Origin of the sequence: Massilia litorea, assembly GCF_015101885.1 — a bacterium.
Lineage (GTDB): Bacteria > Pseudomonadota > Gammaproteobacteria > Burkholderiales > Burkholderiaceae_D > Telluria > Telluria litorea.
Genome location: NZ_CP062941.1, coordinates 4,103,740 through 4,125,574 on the forward strand (window position 1 = coordinate 4,103,740; position 21,835 = coordinate 4,125,574).

The 21,835-nt window shown below is 67.1% G+C and carries 17 protein-coding genes; 4 read left to right on the forward strand and 13 right to left on the reverse strand.

The genetic code is table 11. The annotated features are described in order from the left end of the window. Positions 1–75: 75 nt before the first annotated feature. From LPB04_RS18510 to LPB04_RS18530, 5 genes are all read right to left on the reverse strand, one after another. Positions 76–1,032 carry a GGDEF domain-containing protein gene (locus LPB04_RS18510; protein WP_193685962.1) on the reverse strand — a complete coding sequence of 319 codons (957 nt, stop codon included), beginning with the start codon at positions 1,030–1,032 and terminating at the stop codon, positions 76–78. 81 nt (positions 1,033–1,113) lie between these two features. After that, positions 1,114–2,559 (reverse strand): NAD-dependent succinate-semialdehyde dehydrogenase, encoded by a 1,446-nt coding sequence (locus LPB04_RS18515; protein WP_193685963.1) that lies wholly within the window; start codon positions 2,557–2,559, stop codon positions 1,114–1,116. Between the two features lie 106 nt (positions 2,560–2,665). Then, complete coding sequence (locus tag LPB04_RS18520; protein ID WP_193685964.1) at positions 2,666–3,103, reverse strand: DoxX family protein; 438 nt, start codon at positions 3,101–3,103, stop codon at positions 2,666–2,668. 41 nt (positions 3,104–3,144) lie between these two features. After that, positions 3,145–3,930: a dioxygenase family protein gene (locus LPB04_RS18525; RefSeq protein WP_193685965.1), complete on the reverse strand. Its 786-nt coding sequence runs from the start codon at positions 3,928–3,930 to the stop codon at positions 3,145–3,147. Between the two features lie 196 nt (positions 3,931–4,126). Next, positions 4,127–5,023, reverse strand: a complete 897-nt coding sequence (locus tag LPB04_RS18530; RefSeq protein WP_193685966.1) for a LysR family transcriptional regulator — start codon at positions 5,021–5,023, stop codon at positions 4,127–4,129. A 185-nt stretch (positions 5,024–5,208) separates the two neighbouring features. Here LPB04_RS18530 and LPB04_RS18535 point away from each other — a divergent pair, with 185 nt between their 5' ends. After that, positions 5,209–6,804, forward strand: coding sequence for an EAL domain-containing protein (locus tag LPB04_RS18535; protein ID WP_193685967.1), 1,596 nt, complete (start codon positions 5,209–5,211; stop codon positions 6,802–6,804). A 21-nt stretch (positions 6,805–6,825) separates the two neighbouring features. Here LPB04_RS18535 and LPB04_RS18540 read toward each other — a convergent pair whose 3' ends face one another. Together LPB04_RS18540 and LPB04_RS18545 are read right to left on the reverse strand one after the other, a co-directional pair. After that, positions 6,826–9,033 (reverse strand): NADP-dependent malic enzyme, encoded by a 2,208-nt coding sequence (locus tag LPB04_RS18540; RefSeq protein ID WP_193685968.1) that lies wholly within the window; start codon positions 9,031–9,033, stop codon positions 6,826–6,828. Between the two features lie 169 nt (positions 9,034–9,202). After that, on the reverse strand, positions 9,203–10,030 hold the full coding sequence (locus LPB04_RS18545) for a BKACE family enzyme (protein WP_193685969.1): 828 nt from the start codon (positions 10,028–10,030) through the stop codon (positions 9,203–9,205). A gap of 226 nt (positions 10,031–10,256) precedes the next feature. On the opposite strand from LPB04_RS18545, the gene LPB04_RS18550 reads away from it, so the two are divergent. Further along, entirely contained in the window at positions 10,257–10,397 is a 141-nt protein-coding gene (locus tag LPB04_RS18550; RefSeq protein WP_193685970.1) for a hypothetical protein, read from the forward strand. 22 nt (positions 10,398–10,419) lie between these two features. Here LPB04_RS18550 and LPB04_RS18555 read toward each other — a convergent pair whose 3' ends face one another. Both LPB04_RS18555 and LPB04_RS18560 read right to left on the reverse strand, forming a co-directional pair. After that, on the reverse strand, positions 10,420–11,298 hold the full coding sequence (locus LPB04_RS18555) for a sugar phosphate isomerase/epimerase family protein (protein ID WP_193685971.1): 879 nt from the start codon (positions 11,296–11,298) through the stop codon (positions 10,420–10,422). Further along, complete coding sequence (locus LPB04_RS18560; RefSeq protein ID WP_193685972.1) at positions 11,295–12,188, reverse strand: 4-hydroxyphenylpyruvate dioxygenase; 894 nt, start codon at positions 12,186–12,188, stop codon at positions 11,295–11,297. Before LPB04_RS18560 ends, LPB04_RS18555 begins: the two co-directional genes overlap by 4 nt. Before the next feature lie 339 nt (positions 12,189–12,527). On the opposite strand from LPB04_RS18560, the gene LPB04_RS18565 reads away from it, so the two are divergent. Next, on the forward strand, positions 12,528–13,652 hold the full coding sequence (locus LPB04_RS18565) for a porin (RefSeq protein WP_193689078.1): 1,125 nt from the start codon (positions 12,528–12,530) through the stop codon (positions 13,650–13,652). Positions 13,653–13,712: 60 nt separating this feature from the next. Further along, entirely contained in the window at positions 13,713–15,122 is a 1,410-nt protein-coding gene (locus tag LPB04_RS18570) for an MFS transporter (RefSeq protein WP_193685973.1), read from the forward strand. A gap of 96 nt (positions 15,123–15,218) precedes the next feature. Here the strand turns inward: LPB04_RS18570 and LPB04_RS18575 are convergent, their stop codons facing one another. The 4 genes from LPB04_RS18575 to LPB04_RS18590 all read right to left on the reverse strand — a co-directional run bounded on the left by LPB04_RS18575 (position 15,219) and on the right by LPB04_RS18590 (position 21,832). Then, complete coding sequence (locus LPB04_RS18575; RefSeq protein ID WP_193685974.1) at positions 15,219–17,555, reverse strand: trypsin-like peptidase domain-containing protein; 2,337 nt, start codon at positions 17,553–17,555, stop codon at positions 15,219–15,221. Positions 17,556–17,882: 327 nt separating this feature from the next. Beyond that, positions 17,883–18,785, reverse strand: a complete 903-nt coding sequence (locus tag LPB04_RS18580; RefSeq protein WP_193685975.1) for an IclR family transcriptional regulator domain-containing protein — start codon at positions 18,783–18,785, stop codon at positions 17,883–17,885. A gap of 112 nt (positions 18,786–18,897) precedes the next feature. Next, a complete protein-coding gene (locus tag LPB04_RS18585; protein WP_193685976.1) occupies positions 18,898–19,851 on the reverse strand; it encodes an AEC family transporter in 954 nt (317 codons plus the stop codon). A 10-nt stretch (positions 19,852–19,861) separates the two neighbouring features. Next, the gene (locus LPB04_RS18590; RefSeq protein ID WP_193685977.1) at positions 19,862–21,832 is read right to left on the reverse strand and encodes a bifunctional sugar phosphate isomerase/epimerase/4-hydroxyphenylpyruvate dioxygenase family protein; all 1,971 of its coding nucleotides are present in this window, start codon (positions 21,830–21,832) and stop codon (positions 19,862–19,864) included. Between the last annotated feature and the right edge of the window lie 3 nt (positions 21,833–21,835).

A 21,835-nucleotide genomic window follows, 5' to 3' on the forward strand; every position in this document is an offset into this window, starting at 1 on the left:
GCAACGGTGACAGGCCGGAGCACAACGCCGGTCCCGGCCGGCGCTCAGCATCGCAGCGACACGGCGCGCCTGCCTTTACTGCGTGCCCGCCACCGCCACCCGGTCGCGCCCGCCGCGCTTGGCCGCATACAAGGCCTGGTCGGCCGCCTCGATCAGGCTCGCCGCCTCGTTCAGCCCATCCTTGCCGAAGGCGGCCACGCCGATGCTGAGCGTGACGTGGTCCTTCACCGCCGCCGGCGCATGCGCCAGCGCGCGCGCGGCGATATCCAGGCGGATCGCCTCGGCCACGCCGGCCGCCTGCGCCAGCGTGGTATCGGGCAGGATGGCCACGAACTCCTCGCCGCCGTAGCGCGCAGCCACGTCGGCCGGACGCTTGAGCATGCCGGCCAGCGCCTGCGCCACCGTGATCAGGCAGGCGTCGCCCTGCTGGTGTCCGAAATGGTCGTTGTAGGCCTTGAAGGAATCGATGTCCATCAGCAGCAGCGAAAGCGCGCCGCCGTTTCTGTGGGCGCGGCGCAGTTCGCGTTCCAGCGTCATGTCGAAGTAGCGCCGGTTGTGGATGCCGGTCAGGCCGTCGACATAGGACCGGGCGCGCAGGGATTCGGCGTGTTCGAGCAGGTGGCGCTCGCGGTCGACGGTGCCGCTGACGTCGCGGATCTCGATCAGGCAGAGCTGCTCGTCGCCCTCCCTGAAGGGCGTCACCGCGATCGCCTGCTCGATGCGGGTGCCGTCGAAGCTGCCCGCTTCGCGCAGCGGAAACGGCGTGCGGCCCTCGAGGTTCGACACCTTGCGGGTACTGCCGTCGCCCGGCCCGGCCAGCACGGCTGCTTCCACACGCGAGCCGCGCAGTTCGGGAAAGACCGCGAACAGCGATTGCTCGCGCACGCGCGCGGCGGAGCGGCCGGAGCGGCTCACCATCCAGCGGTTCCAGAGCACGATGCGATGTTCGGCGTCGAGCACGATCACGCCGCAGTCGAGGAGGTTGAGGGCGCTTGCGGCGAGATCGAAACTGGTGTCGGTCGGATTCATCATGCCGACAGTGTAATGCTATTGCGTCAATGCAAAAAGGCCACCGGGGTGAGCCGGTGGCCTTTTTTTTGTAGCCTGGCGCGCTTAGATGCCGACCATCGACACCGCCTTGGTGTTCAGATAGCCTTCCATCGCTTCCGGACCGCCTTCGGTGCCGTAGCCCGAATCCTTGATGCCGCCAAACGGCAGCTCGGCGCTCGGCGTAGCCGGCTGGTTAATCCACAGCATGCCGACCTCGACCCGGTTCATCAGCAGCTGGGCGTTCTTGATCGAGCGCGTGAAGGCATAACCGGCCAGGCCGTAAGGCAGGCGGTTCGCCTCGCTGATCGCGTCTTCCAGGCTGTCGAAGCCGCGGATGCCCGCGATCGGACCGAAGGGCTCGTCGTTGAAGATGCTCGCTTCCAAAGGCACGTCGGACAGGATGGTCGGCGCGAAGAAGTTGCCGGTCTCGCCGATCCGCTTGCCGCCCGACGCCAGGGTCGCGCCGTGCTTCTGCGCGTCCTCGACCACCTTCGCCATCGCCGTCAGGCGGCGCGCGTTGGCCAGCGGGCCGAGGGTCGTCCCTTCGACCAGGCCGTCGCCCAGCTTCAGGCCTTCGGCGTGCTTCACGAAAGCGCGCGTAAACTCTTCCTTGATCGCGTTGTGCACCAGGAAGCGGGTCGGCGAGATGCAGACCTGGCCCGCGTTGCGGAACTTGGCGCCGCCGGCGGCTTTCACGGCCAGCGCGACGTCCGCGTCTTCGGCGACGATCACCGGCGCATGGCCGCCCAGCTCCATCGTCACGCGCTTCATGTGCAGGCCGGCCAGGCTGGCCAGCTGCTTGCCGACCGGGGTCGAGCCGGTGAAGGTGACCTTGCGGATGACCGGATGCGGGATCAGGTAGCCGGAGATTTCGGCCGGGTCGCCGAACACGAGGCCGACCACGCCCGGCGGGATGCCGGCGTCCACGAAACACTGCAGCAGCGCGGCGGGCGAAGCCGGGGTCTCTTCCGGCGCCTTGCACAGGAAGGAGCAGCCGGTCGCCAGCGCGGCGCCGAGTTTGCGGACGATCTGGTTGATCGGGAAGTTCCAGGGCGTGAAGGCGGCGACCGGGCCGACCGGTTCCTTCAGCACCAGCTGCTGGGCAGCCGGATTGCGCGATGGGACGATGCGGCCGTACACGCGCATGCCTTCGGCCGCGAACCAGTCGATGATCTCGGCGCCGGCCAGGGCTTCGCCCTTGGCTTCGACGAGCGGCTTGCCCTGCTCCTGGGTCAGCAGGCGGGCGATGTCGCCGGCGCGTTCGCGCAGCAGCTGGGCGGCGCGGCGCATGACGGCGGCGCGCTCGGCGGCAGGCACGGCGCGCCAGGTCTCGAAGCCTTTCTGCGCCGCGGCCAGGGCGCGATCGAGGTCGGCGATCGAGGCATGGGCGACATTGCCGATCGGCTGGCCGGTGGCCGGGTTCACGACGGGAATGGTCTTGCCGCCGGTGGCCTCACACCATTCGTTGGCGATGAGGAGGCGGGTGTCGGGATAGCTGGACGTCGTCATGGGCATCAGGTCCTGTGTTTGGTTGAGAACATGATCATACCCTGTGCGCGCACGCCTTGCAGGCCCCGGCCGGCTCACGCCGGTCCGGGCATCTTTCCACGGGTTTTCAGTTGAAGCGGCCGTTGATGCCGCCCAGGCTGTAGCGGCCCGCGCCCAGCAGGGCCACCGCCAGCGCGCCCGCCAGGTACATGGCCTGCAGTTCGAGCGCCCAGCCGCCGGTCGCGCCCATCGTGAAGAACTGGCTGGTGTGCGCCAGCAGCAGCGCCACGACCATGTTGAAGGCGACGACCAGGGCCGCCGGACGGGTGAACACGCCCGCCAGGATCAGCAGCGGGGCGACCACTTCGCCGATATAGACGCCGTAGGCGAAAACGGACGGCAGCCCGGCCTTTTCCACCATGCCGACGATGGGGCCGATGCCGCCGCTCAGCTTCGAGAAGCCGTGGAACAGCAGCAGGATGGCGAGCACGGCACGCAGCAGCAGCTTGCCGGTATCTTCGCTGGAACGCAGGGTGTCGGCGGTGGCGGTAGTCGTGGTTTGCATGATTGTTCCTTTTTGTGTGCGGTTGACGTGGAAAGTACTACTCAGCTGAAAGCGTAGGCGTCCATTGCAAGGATGCCGTGTTCGAAGCTCGCGTGCACTTGTGTCGCGTGCGCGCCCTCCCCGGCCGCCCCCATGGCGACGAACAGGGGCAGCAGGTGCTCGTCGGTCGGGTGGTTCTCGGCGGCATGGGGTGCGACGCGGCGGTAGTCGAGCAGCGCGGCGCGGTCGTCGGCTTCCAGGCGCGCCTGCATCCAGGCGCCGAATTCGCTGACCCATCCCGGCACCGGCGCGTCGACGCCCTGCCCGCGGAATTCGTAGAGGTTGTGCGTCAGCGAACCCGAGGCGAGGATCAGCACGCCTTCATCGCGCAGCGCCGCCAGCGCCCGGCCGATCACCTCGTGCTGCGCCGGGCTGGCGCCGCGCACGATCGACAGCTGGGCCACGGGGATGTCGGCCTCAGGATACATCAGGCGCAGCGGCACCCAGGCGCCGTGGTCGAGGCCGCGCGTGCTGCTGCGGCCGACCGCAATGCCCGCCGCTTCGAGCAGCGCCGCGGCGCGTTCGGCGGCCTCGGGCGCGCCCTGCGCCGGATATTGCATCTCGAACAGTGCGCGCGGAAAGCCGCCGAAGTCGTGGATGGTCTCCGGCTGCTGCGCCAGGCTCACGGCCGGGGCGCCGGCAGTTTCCCAGTGCGCCGAGACGACCAGGATCGCCCGCGGCCGCGGCAGCGTCCGGCCCAGCTGCTGCAGGAAGCGGCGTGCCGGGCTGTCCTGCAAGGCCAGCATGGGGGAGCCGTGCGAAACGAACAGGGTGGGAAGGGGTGCCATGATGTGTCCTCTTTAATCTGGACGGCGGATGCCGCGTCAACATGGAATCATCTTAATTGCGTATTCCTGTGAGATAAATACGCGCGCCCATACAACACTGTCTCTCGATCCGGAACAATCATTGCCATGTTACCGCCGAGGTAACGTAGGGTGCGCTCCCGAGCCCACCCTACGGTAACTCAAGGTGCCCCGGCATTTAGTCCCACGCCGGATCGGCAAACGCCTCCACCAGAAAATCGATCAGCAAGCGCACTTTCGGCGACACGAACTTGCGCGACGGGTAGACAGCATAGATTCCCAGTTCCAGCGAGCGGTAGCCGGCCATCGTCTCGCGCAGGGTTCCCGCGGCCAGGTCCGGCCCGACGATGAAGGTCGGCTGCAGGATGAGGCCCCCGTCCTGCAGCGCGGCGGCGCGGCAGGTGTCGCCGCTGTTGGTGCGCACCCGCGGCAGCACCCGCACCGTTTCCTCGCCCCCGGGTCCGGTAAAACTCCAGTTCTCGCCGGACGAGAACAGGCTGTACGAAATGACCTCGTGCGCCGGCAAGTCGGCTGGGCGCGCCGGTTCGCCGCGGCGCGCCAGGTAGGCCGGCGAGGCGCACAGGACCAGGCGCGTGGAGGCGAGCTTGCGGCTGATGAGCGTGGATGCGGGAAGCTGGCCGATGCGCACGGCCACGTCGAAGCCCTCCTCGACCAGGTCGACCACGCGGTCGGACAGGCTGATGTCGAGCGCCAGTTTCGGGTGCCGCGCCATGAAGGCCGGCCACAGGGGCGCCAGGTGCATCAGGCCGAAGCTGACCGGGACGTTCACTTTCAGCAGCCCGCTCGCCTCGCCGCTGCGCGAGGTGATCTCGGCCTCGGCCTCGAGCAGGTTGTCGAGCAGCTCGCGGCAGCGCACCTGGAAGATGGCGCCTTCGCTCGTCGGCGAGAGCTTGCGCGTGGTCCGGTGCAGCAGGCGCACGCCGAGGCGTTCTTCCAGCTCGGCCACGTAGCGCGACACCGCCGCCTTCGACATGTCGAGCACGTCGGCCGCTGCGGTGAAGCTGCCCGACTCGACCACGGCCGAGAATACTTTCATTTCGAGGAAGCGGTCCATTGTCCTTGTCTTTGCAATAGTCCCGTCCATTCTACGCCGATTACCTCGCCGTTCGAAGCAGGCGGCGCGCCGCGCATCGGCCAGGCGCGCGCCATGCCAAACGGGTCGGGCAGCCGTTATACTGCCTGATCGGGCTTGTGTGCAGCAGCCGGGAAGGACCGTCCGCTGTGCCATTGGGGAACAGCATGCGCGGACGCATCGGGTTGGCCTTGACGGTACTGGCAGCGCTGGCCGCGCTGGCGGCGCCGCCGTGGCTTGCGCTGCGCGAGGCGCGCCACCAGGCCTACGAAGCCGAATCCGACCAGGTGCAGCGCTACGCGCTCGACGTGCTGCGCCGCATGGACGGTACCACGCAGCAGGTCAACAAGGCCTTTCGCGCGCTCGAGCAGTCCCGGCTCGCGCCCTGCTCTCCGGCGTCCCTGGACCTGATGCGCCAGATCGACCTCGGCTCGAGCTATCTGCAGGCGGTCGGCTACGTCCGCGATGACGCGATCGTCTGCTCCTCGATGGGCGGCGCGCCGCTCGCGCTGGGCAAGGGAGCCTTCGAGTCGTCGACGGGGTTCATCTTTTATCCCAACGTGCCGGGCAACCTGCCGGGCCAGCCGCCGCTGATGGCGGCGCGGCGCGGGCAGCTGGCGGCCCTGGTCCACCGCGACCTGCCGATCGATGCCTGGACCGATACGCCCGGCGTGTCGCTGGGCGTCCTGCACGGCGAGGAACGCCGCGTCTGGATCGCGCGCGGCCCGATCGATCCGGCCTGGCTCGCGCACCTGGGGCAAGGCGACACGGTCACTTTCGCGGACCCGGGCCACGTGGTGTCGGTCCTGCGCTCGCGCCAATCGCAATTCATCGCCGTCGCCGCCGCGCCCATCGCCGAACTCGACCGGCGCAGCGCCGACATCGCGCGACGGATGGTCCCGGCCGGCGCGATCGGAGGACTGATCGTGGCGCTGGCGATCCTGCTGCTTGCGCGGCGCCAGCTGTCGATGGAGGGCGCCTTGCGCAATGCCTTGCGCCGCGACGAATTCTTCGTGTGCTACCAGCCCATCGTACGCCTGCAGACCGGCGAATGGGTGGGCGCCGAGGCCCTGGTGCGCTGGCGCCGCGCCGACGGCACCCTGGTCGGTCCGGACCTGTTCATTCCGGTCGCCGAACAGTCGAAACTGGTGACCAGGATCACCGAACGCGTGTTGCGCCTGGTCGCCCGCGACGCCGGCCATTTCCTGTCGACCCATCCGGCCTTCCACGTCGCGCTCAACCTGGCGGCAGAGGATATCCACTCGACCGACATCGTGGGTCACCTGAGAACCATGCTGGCGCGCTGCGGCGCCCTGCCGTCGAACCTGATCGTGGAAATCACCGAGCGCGGCTTCCTGGACCTGGAATCGGCCCGCGACACCATCGGGGCCTTGCGCGGAAACGCCATCGAGGTGGCGATCGACGACTTCGGTACCGGCTACCCCAGCCTGTCCTACCTCGAATCGCTCGATCTCGATTTCCTGAAGATCGACCGTTCCTTCATCGAAGCCATCGGCACCGATGCGCCGATCAGCCTGGTGGTCGGCCACATCATCGCCATGGCCCGTTCGATGGGCCTGCGCATGATCGCCGAAGGGATCGAAAGCGAGGCCCAGGCCGATTTCCTGCGCGAGCGCGGGGTCGAGTATGCGCAGGGCTTCCTGTTCGGCAGGCCGATGCCTTTTGCCGAGCTGATGCAGCGCTTCAAGGAACGCGAGCACGCAGCCCTGGTGCGCATGGCCGGCGCCGGCGCCGGACCGTGAGGGCGGCGCCGGCCGCTTCGCTCAGCCCTCGCGCACGCCCGCTGCCGCCAGCGCCGTCATGTTGACGATGCGGCGCACCGTCGCGCTCGGGCTCAGGATGTGCACCGGCTTCGCCGCGCCCAGCAGGATCGGGCCCACGGTGACGCCCTTGCCGGCCGCGACCTTCAGCACGTTGAACAGGATGTTGGCGGCGTCCAGAGAAGGCGTGACCAGCAGGTTGGCGCTGCCGGCGAAACCGTTCTCGACGTGATACAGGTCGCGGATTTCCTGCGACAACGCAGCGTCGCCATGGACTTCGCCGACCACGGCGAGATCCGGCGCGCTTTGCGCCAGCAAGGCGCGCGCTTCGCGCATGCGGCGCGCCGACGGACGCTCGGACGAGCCTTGCGAGGAATGCGACAGCAGCGCGACCTTCGGCTCCAGGCCGAACTGGCGCAGTTCGGCGGCCGCCATGCGCGTGATCGCAGCCAGCTCCGGGGCGCTCGGCTGGTCGTTGACATAGGTGTCGGCGATGAACAGCGTCAGCTTGTCGAGCACCAGCGCATTCATCGCGGCCATGACTTCGGCGCCGGGCGCGAGGCCGATCTCGTTCTGGACGTGCGTCAGGTGGCTGTCGTAATGGCCGGCCATGCCGCAGATCAGGGCATCGACCTGGCCCGACTTCAGCAGGCGCGTGCCCTGCACCGTCGTGTCGCCCTCGGCCGCGACCAGCTCGTAGTCGGCGCCCTGCTTCAGGCGCAGGCCGGCTTCCTGGATGGCGCGTGCGATGGCGGCGCCGTCGCCGATCAGCACCGGGCGCGCCAGGCCTTCGTCGACCACGGTCTGCACCGCGCGCAGCACGCGGCGCTCGGTCGCCTCGGCATAGGCCACACGGCGGCTCTTCGCGCGGGCCTGGGCGAACACCGGCTTCATGAAGAAACCGGTGTGGTAGATCATCTGCCCCAGCTTCTCGCGGTAGGCATCCATGTCGGCGATGGGCCGCGAAGCCACGCCGGAGGCGGCCGCCGCTTCGGCCACTTTCGGCGCGATTGCGGCCAGCAGGCGCGGATCGAAAGGCTTCGGGATGATGTAGTCGGGACCGAAGGAGAGGTCTTGTCCCTCGTAGGCCGAGGCCACGACGTCGCTCGCTTCGGCTTCGGCCAGCTCGGCGATCGCGGTGACGCAGGCCAGCTTCATCTCGTCGGTGATGCGCGTGGCGCCGCAGTCGAGGGCGCCGCGGAAGATGTAGGGGAAGCACAGGACGTTGTTGACCTGGTTCGGATAGTCCGAACGGCCGGTCGCGATGATGCAGTCCGGACGCGCGGCTTTCGCCACTTCCGGACGGATCTCCGGCTCCGGATTGGCCAGCGCCAGGATCACCGGTTGATCGGCCATGGTTTTCACCATCTCGCCGGTGAGGACGCCCGCGGTCGAGCAGCCGAGGAAGACGTCGGCGCCGTTCACGATGTCGGCCAGCGTACGCGCGCCCGTCTCTTGCGCATAGCGCGCCTTGTTCGCTTCCATGTTGGCGTCGCGGCCGGCATAGATGACGCCCTTGGAGTCGGTGACATAGATGTTCTCGCGCTTGACTCCCAGGATCACCATCATGTCGAGGCAGGCGATCGCCGCCGCGCCGGCGCCGGAGGCCACCAGCTTGATCTGGCCGATGTCCTTGCCGACCACCTTCAGGGCATTGAGCAGGGCCGCGCTCGAGATGATCGCGGTGCCGTGCTGGTCGTCGTGGAAGACCGGGATGTTCATGCGCTCGCGCAGCTTCTTCTCGATGTAGAAGCACTCCGGCGCCTTGATGTCTTCCAGGTTGATGCCGCCCACGGTGGGTTCCAGCATCGCGATCGCTTCGATCAGTTTATCCGGGTCGTTCTCGGCCAGTTCCAGGTCGAATACGTCGACCCCGGCGAACTGCTTGAACAGGCAGCCTTTGCCTTCCATCACCGGCTTCGAGGCCAGCGGACCGATGTTGCCGAGACCGAGCACCGCAGTGCCGTTCGAGATCACGGCCACGAGATTGGCGCGCGAGGTGTACTCGGCCGCCATCGCCGGGTCGGCCGCGATCTCTTCGCAGGCATAGGCCACGCCCGGCGAATACGCCAGCGACAGGTCGCGCTGGTTCGACAGCGGTTTCGTTGCCACCACCTCGATCTTGCCGCGCGTCGGGCTGCGGTGGTATTCGAGGGCGTCGGCGCGCAGTTGGGCGTCGTTGGTTTCGTTGAGGCTGCTTTCGGTGCTCATATTGTTTGGCGTAAAGGAAGTTGGAAGGCAGAGGGCAAGGCCCGGGGATGGTCAATCGTACACGACATCGGGGCGCCTTGCCGAGGTCCGGGCCGCCGGCGTCGACGGGCTACCCGGCGCGCATGCAGGGCCGGGGGAAGCCGCCCCGGCAGCTCGAACGGCCGGCCGCTCAGGCCGGCAAGCCGAGCCTGGCACGCGCCTCGGCAGGCGTCGCCGGACGCGCACCGTAGGCCGCGCACAGGTCGGCAGCGACCCGGACCAGCTCCGCATTGCTCGTGGCCAGGCGCTCGCGGTCGATGCGGATGTTGTCCTCCAGCCCGGTGCGTACCGCATCGCCCTTGCGCTTGAGGACCCACTCGATCACGTCGTTCTGGTGGCGGCCGATGCCGGCAGCGGTCCAGGTGGCGTTCGGCGCCACGCGTTTCAGCACCGAGAGCAGGAGATCGAGCAGGTACTCGGCCACCGGCAACGCATTCTTGATACCCATGACGAACTGGACATGCGGCCGGTCGTTGATCAGGCCCGCGTCCATCAGCCGCCGCATGCCATACAGGTGCGAGAGGTCGAAGATCTCGATCTCCGGCAGGATGGCGTGCTGCTTCATAGTCGCCGCCAGCTGGTCGACCAGGGCCGGGGCGTTCTCGTAAATGATGCTCGGAAAATTGACGGTACCGGTCGCCAGCGATGCCATGTCCGGCTTGTGGTGCAGCGCGGCGCCCCGGGCGGCCTGGTCACGCCCGCGGCCGCCGGTCGAAAACTGGACGATCATGCCCGGACAATGTTTGCGTATGCCCTCCAGGACGCTGGCAAACAGCGCCGGGTCGGATGAGGAACTCTCGTCCGGATTGCGCACGTGCAGGTGCACGAGGCTGGCGCCAGCTTCATAGGCTTCGTGGGTCGACTCGATTTGTTCGGCAACGGTGACCGGTACCGCCGGATTGTCTTTCTTGCGCGGTACCGAGCCGGTGATGGCGACGGCGATGATCACGGGATCCATGTTCGTTCCTTGGTCTGGTCAGGTTAACGATCGTATAACGCAGAAAATGGACAAAGGGGGCGGGCAGCGGCAAAGTGTGCGCCATGCGCCCGCAACATGGCCCGCCCGATGCAGGCAGAAATTACCCACGATAATGTCTGAGATGCGGAATCAAAATTGGATGAATGACTCCCGCAGGCGTACAGTCGCGCTATCGATCACGCGACCAACGCACGGGAACCCCATCATGCACACTGCCACCATTACTTCTGTTTCGAACAAGACCGACACCCCCCTGCGCCGCAAGGCGCGCATCCTGCTGGCCGAGATTTTCTACGCACTCTCGCTCTCGAACCGCGCCTACTACCAGGGCCTCAACCGGTTCTGAATCCCAGTGCCCGACACGGGTTTTACAAGGTCCGTCCCGCATAGGCACGGACTTGCAGGCTGCGCCGCAGCACCTGGTCGGTAATCCATTTCGCCGCCATCAAGGCGCGCCCGCAGACGATATCGGGCGGCAGCTGCAGGTAGTCGTCGTTGACGACCTCCAGGCTGTAGCTGCCGCGGTAGCCGCCGCGGTCCAGCCGCCGCAGGATGCTCGACAGCTCAGCCGAGTGGCAGCCCTCGCCGGGGAAGACGCGCAAATGCCCGGCCGTCTCGATCCGCTCATCCAGGCTGCCCAGGTCGCGCCACATGAAATCCGACAGCTGGACCAGCGCGATTTTTTCCGAGGGCATGTCTTCCAGTCCTTCCAGCTCGTCGCCGCCGGCCAGCATGTGGAAGGAATCGAGCACGACGCCGAGATTGGCGTGCGCGGCCATGTCGACCACTTCCCACGCCTGTTCCCAAGCCCGCACATGGCGGCCCCAGGACAGCGCTTCATAGCCGATCCGCACCCCCAGCGGCACCGCCGAATTGGCCAGCTTGGCCAGGTCGCGGGCGATCCGGTCGAGCTCGCCGCTGGCGTGGCCCGAGGTGCTGGAACCGACGACCAGGATGCCCGCCCCGACCGCCTTGCACACGCGCAGCAGGTGGCGGGCGATATCGAGCTTGTACGCGTGCAGGCCGTCGTCGAGGCCCTCGTAGTCGCGCATGACCTGGATTCCGGTCACGCGCAGCCCGCTTTGCCGGACCAAGCGTATCGCGTCCTCGAGTCCGCCCGGGTGCTCGACCAGGTCGCGCGCCCAGAGCATGATCTGCGAAAAACCGGCCGCCCGGCAGGCCGCCAGCTTCGACGCCAGCGGCCCGGCCAGCGTGATGCTGTCCAGGCCAAAATTCGTCAGGTTCATCGCGCCTCCGCGGCCGGCGCACGCTCGCTGACCACCAGTTCGAAGCTGACGCCTCCCTTGTACAGCCGGGTCAGGGCGCCCCTGGCGTGCGGCTGGGGCGGGTCGCGTTCGATGAAGACGATGCCGCGCTCCTCCAGCAGGCGCACGGCGGCGGCGACATCCGGCACGCCGAAACCGACCCGCACCAGCTGCTCTTCCCATTGCAGGCCGCCGGCCCCGGGCGGCGGCTCGATCAGCTGCAGGTAGAAGCTGCGGCAAGGACTGGCCAGCAGCGTCCCCTTCTGTACGACGCCGAAAAACTGGCCCTCGGGCAGCGCTTCGAAATGCATCAGCTGGCGGTAGAAATCGCACCACTCCGGCTGGCGCCCCTCGTCGATCGACTGCACCACACCGAAGAAATGCATGCCGGCCAGCGCAGGCGGCTGTTGCGGCGCGCCCGGGATCGGCTTGAAGTCGACGTCGTAGATGGAAAAGTCGCCGACCCGGTCGACGAAATACAGGATCGAATCGCCTGCGCCATGCACGCCCGGGATGTTCAGCTCCATGACGCCGGCCCGCGTCTGGATCGGCCAGGCGCCCATCTCGATGGCGTGGCGGTAGGCGACGTCGGCATCGCGCACCCTCAGGGCAATGGCGCTGATCACGGTCGTGGGCATGTCCTCGCGGGCGGACGAGGGCAGCGCGCGCTTGTCGGCGTTGACGACGATGTTCATGTCGCCCTGGCGGTACAGGGTCACTTCGCGCGAACGGTGGCGCGCGGTCGCGACAAAGCCCAGCTGTTCGATCAGGGCGCCGAAGGCTTGCGGCTGGGTCGTGGCGTATTCGATGAACTCGAGACCGGCGATTCCAAGCGGGTTCTCGTTGGCGGCATTCTTGTCGGTATGGGTCATGCACTTGTCTCCGATGCATCAGCTGTCAAATCATAACGCGTTTCGCAGGTCCGGCAGCTTTCGTTCGCCGCCGCGGCGCAGGCTTGACCGAACCCTGCAACCGGCGCCGCTGCCCGAACTTCCACCCGCCACGCATAGTCTCCCGTATTGGGTTTGCCGTCGCGGGATCGGGCCGTGTCAATTATGAACTCAATGGGCGACTAGCGCACACATATTCGATTATCGCCCAACCTGTCCGTGATTTTTGTTCTAACATTTTCACATCGCACAACCATAACCCGGGGCGATGCGGGTGGCACACAGAAGGCCGCTCCGGACATACTCAACGATGGAGACATGATGAAAACCAGAATCGCAGGCGCCCTGGCCCTGCTTGCCTCGACAGGCATGGCCCAGGCCCAATCCGCCCTCACGATTTACGGCGATGTCGACGAATACCTCGGCTATATCCACAGCAGCAACGGCGAGCACATTACCGGCCTGAACGACGGCGCCATCCTGCGCACCCGCCTCGGCGTGCGCGGCAGCGAGGCGCTGGGCCAGGGCTACGAGGTCAAGTACAACCTCGAGATGGGCATCGGCGCCGACACCGGCACCCAGGCCGACAGCTCGCGCCTGTTCGACCGCCAGGCCTGGGTCGGCATGAACACGCCGGCCGGGGAAGTGCGCGTGGGCCGTCAGAATACCGAGATCTTCCTCACCGGCGGCCCCATCGACTACACGGAACGCACCACCTTCGGTTCCGTGATCAACACCTTCGGCGTCCCTTCGCGCTACGACAACGATATCTCGTACCGCACGCCGCGCGTCGCCGGCCTGATGCTGTCGCTGCACTATGCACTGCCGGAAAACGGCGGCGCCACGCGCGGCAACCGGCCGGTCTACCAGGCGGCGCTCGATTACGAGAAGGGTCCGTTCCGGCTCGGTTATGCCGGCCTGCAGGCGACCCCGAACCGGCTGACGGCCACCGTCCCCGACAAGGTCAGCTACCAGCACCTGTATGCCAACTACAAATACGATGCCGGCACGGTCTACCTGGCTTTTGTCCGCAGCAACAACTCGACCGGGAATGCCAACGGGCGCAACGCCGCCACCATCCTGAGCAATGTCGGCTCTCCGAACAATTATTTCGCCGGCACCGATCCGAATGCCGGGCGCTACTACAATATCTGGCAGATCTCGGCCGATTACCGTGTCACGCCGGCCCTGCGCGTCGGGGCGCTGTATGGCGTCATGCACGATACCTCGGGTGGCGACGCCGGCGCGCGCGGCGCCAACGCCGGCGCTTATTACGCGATGTCGAAGCGCACTACCCTGTACAGCTTCCTCAGCTACCTGAAGAACGAAGCAAACGCGGGCTTCCGCTTCAGCAGCTCGGCCGCCCCCTCGGCCAACCTGGCGGGGGACGCGATCAACGGCAGGAGGCTGACCGGCCTGCAGCTCGGCATCCTCCATCGTTTCTGAGCGCCTTTCCCAATCGCTTCAGGCATACAGTCCAACACTTTGCACGAACCAGGAGACACCATGGCTACCACGCTAAACGAGACTGCGCACGACCGCAGCCAGACCAAGAAGGCGACACTGAGCGGCTGGATCGGCTCGGTGCTCGAGTACTACGATTTCTTCATCTACGCCACCGCGGCCTCGCTGATCTTCCCGCAGATCTTCTTCCCGAAGGGCGATCCGAAGACCGCCATCATCGCTTCGCTGGCCACCTATGGCGTGGGCTATGTCGCGCGCCCGATCGGCGCCTTCGTCCTCGGCCACTGGGGCGACACCCGGGGCCGGAAACATGTGCTCGTCGTGTGCATGTTCCTGATGGGCTTTTCGACCATGGCCGTCGGCCTGCTGCCGACCTACCAGCAAGTGGGCATGCTGGCGCCCACCCTGCTCGTCATCATGCGCCTGATCCAGGGCTTCGCCGTCGCCGGCGAGATCTCCGGCGCCAGTTCGATGATCCTCGAGCATGCGCCCTTCGGACGGCGCGGCTACTTCGCCAGCTTCACACTGCAGGGCGTGCAGTTCGGCCAGATCCTGGCGGCCGCCGTGTTCCTGCCGCTGGCGCACTACATGCCCGAGGATGATTTCAATTCCTGGGGCTGGCGCATTCCTTTCCTGCTCAGCTTCGCGGTCATCGTCGTCGGCTACATGATCCGCCGTAACGTCGAGGAAACCCCGGCCTTCGAGCAGGAAAGCGTCGACGGCAAGGTTCCGAAGGCGCCGATGCTGCAGGCCGTGCAGGAAAGCTGGCGCGACATGCTGCGCGTCGTCTGCATGGCGCTGATGAACGTGATCCCGGTGGTGGCGACGATTTTCGGCGCCGCCTATGCGGTCCAGCCGGGCTACGGCATCGGCTTCTCGAAAGACGTCTACCTGTGGATTCCGGTGATCGGCAATATCGTGGCCGTGCTCGTCATTCCTTTTGTCGGCAACCTGTCGGACAAGATCGGCCGCAAGCCGCCGATCATCGTCGGCGCGATCGGCTCGGGCCTGCTCTCCTTCGGCTACCTGTACGCCATCAGCATCCACAACGTCCCGCTGGCGGTCGTGATGTCGGTACTGATGTGGGGCATCGTGTACCAGGGGTATAACGCCGTCTTCCCGAGCTTCTATCCGGAGCTGTTCCCGACCCGCACCCGCGTCTCGGCGATGGCGATCTCGCAGAACCTGGGAACCCTGGTCACGGCGATGCTGCCGGCAGTCTTCGCCGCCGTGGCGCCTCCGGGCGCGCGCGACATCCCGACCACGGTCGGCACCCTGGCGTTGATCGTGACGGCGATTGCCGCGCTGGCCGCGCTGAGCGCCCGCGAAACCCACCGCATCCGCATGGAAGACCTGGGCAAGCGGGACGCCGTGCCGGTCGACAAGGAAGAGTACAAGCACCTGCGCGAACAGAGCGTGCACGGCGGAAGCGGGGTCAAGGCCGCCGCCTAAGCGCCTCCAGCGTATCCGGGGTCCGGCAGTCGGCTTGCTGTACTGCCCGGCAAGGTGCGGGATAGCCGCAGCTTGCCGGGACAGCGGGCGCAGGCCTCAGAAAACGCGGCCGACCTCGGTCAGGCTGGACGAGCGCCGCAGGTCCGCCGGCGTCACGAAATCGGCGGGCGTCCGGAACAGTGCCTGCAGCGCCGGCGGCAGCTCCTGCCCGACGGCCGCCGGTTGGGTCGCGGCCGCCAGTGCTTCCTCCTTGCCTGCTCCGGCGGCCTGGTGGCGTACGGCGGCCAGGGTGATCGCAAACCTCGACACGGCCGCGCCGAGCTGCGCTTGCGGGACGAGGCGCTCGACCGGCTCGACCGGCTCGCTCGGCGGCCTGCCATACTGGACCTCGGCCAGGTACTCGGCCACCAACCTTTCAGCCTGCTTCTGAAGCAGCTCCTGGTTGAGCGGCAACTGCACGACCGCACGCTCGGCCGCCTCGGCAAAACCCGGCTGCAGCAGCTGCGGCTGCGCCAGCAGGGTGGCGGCGATGCTTCCCTCCTCGATGGCGGGCGCTGTCGGGGCGTAGGCTTCCCTGGCGATCCCGGGAATCTCCAGGTGAAACGGGTTGGCCTGGCCGCTGACCGCTTCGTCATAGGCCCGGTACACGAATTCCGAGCAGATCATCAGTTCCTTTCCGCTTTCGAGGAAGCGGTTGAGGGCCTCCGACGCAGCCACCGACACTGCCTGTATCATTTTCCCCAGGATGCCGGAAGGGCGTAACTTTTTCGTCAGCAGCAATATCCCGAGAAAAACAAGCTGCGGGTAGGCGTACTGCAGCTTCTTGTCCAGATAGTAATTGCCCCGGTTGAGCACGGGCGTCATGTCGCGCTTGTCGCGCAAACGGTGCACCACGACCCAGTTGTGACCTGGGAAACTCTGTTCCGGGGCATCCCGGATGACCCCGGCATCCACGGCCTCGCCGATCAGGCCCCTGCCATCCCCGCCCAGGTACAAAGCCACATGGCTGACGTCACTGTTGGTGAAATACTTGATCGCATCCGACAGGATTCCCGTGCCGTTGTACAGCAGGACATCGCCGGGCTCGAGCGTCTGGACAAAGGCAGGCAGCCTGGTCTGCACGCCCACCATCCCGAGCACCTGGTCGGCGACCCTGGCCGCCCCACGTGCCACGTCCGACACCAGCCCCTCGTCGCGCGCGCCCGGTAGGCGCGCGGGCGCGTCGGTCGGGCGCACGCTGATCGTGATCTCGGTCACGTAGGCGCCCGCGTCGAGGGAAACCTGGGATCCCGGCGCCAGGGTCATCTTTTCCGCCTGCTTTTCCTGTGCGGCAGCGGGCCCGGATGCCGGGCTTGCTGCTGCGCCGCCGCCATCCAGGCTGGGCAAGGGCGTGAACGCCTCCTGCTGCAAGACGGCGGCGACCATCTGCTGAACCGGTGCCGACAGGCTGTGCAATTCCTTCAGGTAGGCCACGATACGGCTGATCCGGACTCCTTCGTTGGCAACCCAGCTTGCCGACGCGCCCGCCGCACCCGTGCCACCGGCAGGCACACTCGCATGATGCAGCGCCACCACTTCCCACTGGTCGTTGAATACGGGCGATCCCGATGCGCCGGGCTCGGTGTCGGTTGTGTAATGCACGAAGTCGGGCAGCAGGTCGACAACCTTGTTTTCGCGCAGGGCCACCTGCTTTGGCAGGGCCCGGGGATGCTCGATGATCGCGACCGGCTCGTCCGGGAGTATCTTCGCGCTGGAGGCGATCAGCGGCAACACGGTCCGCTGGCGGGATCCCGCTGCCGGGATGATGCCGACCAGGGCAAAGTCCAACTCTTCGTTCGACAGGTAGCGATTCTTGTCGATGTGCGCAACGTCGAAACGCTCCATCTGCCCGTCGACCCCTGCCTGATAGTTGAACTGGATGACGCTCAGCTCAGCCGTGTCCGCATCCGGCAAGACGTGGTGGTTGGTGAGGATCACGCCTGGCGCCACCAGGAAGCCGGTGCCATAGCTGAGCTCGTGACCTTGCCCGTCGGTCGTGACCACGCGCCCGACCGCATCGGCAGCCAGGGCGCCGTGCCCGAAATAGGCCACCGGCAGCAGGTCGTTGCTGCCGATGATGCGTTCAATGGCGGCGCTCATGCTGCGCGCGGGCATTTTTGCGGCGCTGATCACCGCCTGTACGAGATTCGGACTTGCCTGCGCCTTCCCTCCCTTGCGCGCGGCACGCTCTGCAATCTTTGCCGGGTCTGCAAGTTCAAGGAATAATCCCTGGTCCTTCAGCTTGTCGGCCTGTTGCCGGACCGCCTTTCTCGCCTCGAAACGCGCGGCTGCGGCACGGTCCTGCTGCTCCTTGAGCTTGGCGGTGTACCCGATCTCTGGCGTTCGCTGAATGCCCCGCTCGGAAACAAGGCTTGCTACCGGATTGTCGTTCATTGCAGTCTCCTTCGTCATGTCGATGCGATAGACGGCATGGCCGCGTTACCAGCTTGTTCGCCGGCGTAAGCGGTTAGACTGGCGGCTTCCTGGCATGACAAAGGCCGACCTTTGAGGAATCTCAAGGGTCACATGGATTCCCATTGCGCGCGGCTATAGACGAGCGAGAAAAGATCCGGCATGGCATCTTTTTACCTTGGCGTCTGGAGAACGATTCCCGGCTGCCGCGCCGGGAGCGAGGGTCGGCCGCGATCGAAGCCAGGGCCAGCCGAGGCGCTTGGGCGACCCAACAGGCGCGCCAGCCAGGCTTGATTTCGCCACACGCCGTTAGAACAGCAACAGGTGGCCAAGGGCCTTGGCGGCCTCGTTCAGTGGATGAAAATATCTGGCCGCCGCTTCCTGCGGAGTCGGCGGCCGGCCCTGCAGCAGGACGTTGATCCCGGCCACATACTGGCCGGCGGCGTCGCGTACCGGCACCGCCAGCGAGGACAGGCGCGGTTCGATCTGCTCGCGCGAGAACGCAAACCCGTTGGCGCGCGCCTGCGCCAGGATGGTGCGCAACTCCTCGCGGTCCGTCACCGTGTGCTCGGTATAGGCCTGCAGGCGCGTGTTGCGCAGATAGGCATCGCGTTGCGCGTCGGGCAGGTGGGCAAGGAGGATGCGGCCGATCGAGGTGCAGTAGGCGGGAATGCGGCGCCCCACGTTCAGGGACGGGGAAATCACCCGCGAAGCGGACGAGCGCGCGAGATACACGATCTCGTCGCTGTCGAGCACGGCCAGGGAACAGCTTTCGCCGATCTCCTCGCCGAGCTTGTCGAGGATGGGCTGGGACAGCATCGCCAGCGGCGAGGCCGACAGGTAGGAATGGCTCAGCGACAGGATGCGCGGCCGCAGGTAGAACAGATTGGCCTCGTCCATGGCCACGAAGCCGAGCTTGGTCAGCGTGTGCAGGCTGCGCCGTGCCGCGGCGCGCGGAATGCCGGTGACATGGCTGACCTGGGCAATCGAAATGCGGCGCCGCTTTTCCGACAGCGCCATCATGACCGCCAGGCCGCGCGCCAGGGCGGTCACGAAGTCCGGGTCGTCCTTGTAGTGCTCCATGGCCGCGGCCATCTGCGCCTGCACGTCGAAGGCAAGCGGAACGGCGCGGCCGGCGCGGGGTGCCGCATGCTGGGCCGCATTCTGTGCCGCCTGCTCGGCCGGCTGGGGGACTTCGACTGACCTTTTCATGGCGACCCTTGTGCTCGCAAAGACGCCGATATCATAGCATCGGAATAAGGTATGGGCGCATGCCGGCCACGGTGGCCGCGATGCGCACACGGTGTCCGCGCCTCCGGTGGTGTCAGGCGTGTGCGCGCAGCAGCCACAGGCCAGTGCTCAGGGTCAGGAAGGAGAGCGCCGTGGTGACCAGCAGCGCCGCGGCACTGCGGTCGGCCAGGCCATGGGCCTGGGCCAGGATCGGATAGATGCCGAGCATCGGTACCGCCGCCATCACCACGCCGGCGGCCAGCAGCGCCGGGCCAGGCGGGGCGATGCCGACCCAGGACAGCGCGCTGGCCACGCCCAGCACCGCCAGCGGATGCCCGACCAGCTTGCCGATGGCGATCGCCAGCACGCCCGGTCCCATGCCGCGCAGCGGCAGACCGACCAGGGTGCCGCCGATGACGAACAGCGACAGCGCGCCGGTGGCCTGCGCGAACAGGGTCACGCTGCGCGCCAGCGCCGCCGGCAGGCTCCAGCCGAGCAGGCTCATGGCGAGCCCGGCGGCCAGGCCCAGCACCAGCGGCATGCGCGCCACCCGGGCCGCGGTCTGGAAGAACACGCGGTGCGCCGGGCCGGCGCCCTCGCGGCCGCTCTCGGCCATCATCAGCAGCAGCGGGATCATCACCACGTTCTCGATGATCACGTTCATGGCCAGGGCCACGCTGGCCAGCGCCGGCATGGTCAGCAGCAGGATCGGCAGGCCGATGTAGCCGCTGTTCGAACACGACACGCCCATCGCTGCGAAGGTGCTGCCGACGTGGTCCAGTCCGGCAAGGCGGCGCGCGCACAGGAAGCCCAGGGCCATGCTGAGGAGCGAACCGCCCAGGTAGGCCGCCATGTAGCCGGCGTTCAGGACCTCGGCGATCGGACGCTGGGAAATCGCGTTGAAGATCAGCGCCGGCAAGGCGAAATTGATGACGAATTTACCGAAAACCCGCATGTCCGCCTTGCTGAACAGCCCCATCCGTGTAGCGGCGTAGCCGGCCAGGATGGCGATATAGATGGGGCTGATGATGGCAAGGATGTCGAACATGCATTCGCTTTCAGGAAAGAGGATCGTGGGTGGTGTGCTGGTTGACCGGGGGAGGATTGCCATGCCGGCTGGCCCAGTGCGCCAGCGCCGCCAGCCGGAACGGCGCGTTGCCGGCGCCATAGCCCTGGTAGCCGTGGCGCCTCTCGATCAGCTCGAAGAAGAAGCGGTTGTCGAAAGGGGTACTGTAGGCATGCAGGATCTCGCCCTCCCCGCTGCGCTCGAGCATCACGCCCAGCTCGCTCCAGGCCGCAAGCGTGGCCTGCTCGATGCCATACTTGGCGCCCAGGTCGTCGTAGTAGTTGGCGGGAATCGCCAGCATCGGCATGCCGCGTGCGCGCAGCTGGCGCACCGTGGCGACGACGTCGTCGACCGCGATGGCGATATGGTGGATGCCGGCGCCGCCGAACTGGCCGACGGTGCGTCCGACCACCGTGCCGGGACGGTCCGACACGTTGAGCGCATAGCGCACCTTCCGGTTCGGCGCCTCGAGCGCGCGGCTGCGGATGATGCCGTAGGGGTCGTGCAGGACCGTGTTCGGCTGCGGCTCCAGTCCCAGCAGGGCCCGATAAAAGAGCACCCAGCTGTCGAGCTGTCCCGGCGGCAGGACCGCGGCGATATGGTCGATGCGCGCGCCCGTGCCGAGGCAGGTGTCCAGCGCCGCTGCGCCCTCCGGCATGGCGTCGAGCACGAAATCGGCTTCGAAGCCGTGGCTGCCGCCCTGGTGGGTGTCAAAAAAATACACCAGGCTGCCGTCCGGCGCCCGCACCGCGGGAATCGTCAGTTCGTTCGGGCCGACCTGGCCCTCGACGCGCGTCGCGCCCAGCGCTTCGGCGCGCGCCAGCGCGGCTGCCGCGTCGTCGCAGGCCAGCGCCACCGCGCAGGCCGAGCTGCCGTGCTGGTCGAAATAGCCGCGCGCGAACGAATCCTCTTCGAGGTTCAACACGATGCGCACGTCGCCCTGCCCCAGCAATTCGACGTTCTTGGAGCGATGGCGCCCGATCGGACAAAAGCCGAGCAGGAACAGGAATTCGCGCAGCCGGCTTGCCGTCGGGCCGTCGACCGCGAATTCGACGAAGGCCCAGCCGTGCAGGACGGGGGGCGGCGGCGGATCGAGCAGCACCGCCCGCCCCAGCTGGCCGTGGGTGCGCTCCGGGTGCTTCAGCGAAGGCAGGTGCCGCACCTGTTCTTCCAGCCACAGCAGCGAACGCATGGCATCGAGCGCGGTGCTGCGCGCCGGCGCCGCGCGCACCTCGTCGCTGAAGATCTCGAGCGACATCGGCCCGTTGTAGCCGCTGTCGAGCACCGCGCCGACGAATCCGGTCACATCCATTTCGCCCTGGCCGGGGAAGCTGCGGTAGTGGCGGCTGTGCGTCAGCGGGTCGGTATTCACCCAGGGCGCATCGGCCAGCTGCATGAAGAAGATGCGCTGGCCCGGAATATCCTTGATCCCCTGCCAGTCGTCGCGGATCGCCAGCGTATGGAAGCTGTCGAGCGCCACGCCCAGGTTGGGACGGTTGGCGCGCTGGACGATGTCCCAGACCTGGCGCCAGGTCCTGACCGCCCCGCCCCAGGCCAGCGCCTCGAAGGCGATGCGCAGCTTGCGCCGCGCGGCCCGTTCGGCCAGCAGCGCCATCTGCTCGGCCCGCAAGTCGAGGTCGCTCGATGCATCGGCCGAGATGTTGGCGCACACCAGCAGCAGCTCGGTCCCGAGCTGCTCCATGACGTCGAACTTGCGCTCGGCGCGGTCCAGGTTGCGCAGCAGCTGGTCGGGGGCGACGCCCTCGAAGTCGCGGAAGGGCTGGAACATCTCGATCCGCAGCCCGAGGTCGGCGCAGATGCGGCGCGCCTCGCCCGGGGTTCCGGGGAACTGCAATAAATCGTTTTCGAAAATCTCGACCCCGTCGAAACGGGCGGCGGCAGCGGCTTCCAGCTTCTCCGGCAACATGCCCGAGAGCGAGACGGTGGCGATCGACTTGCGCATGGC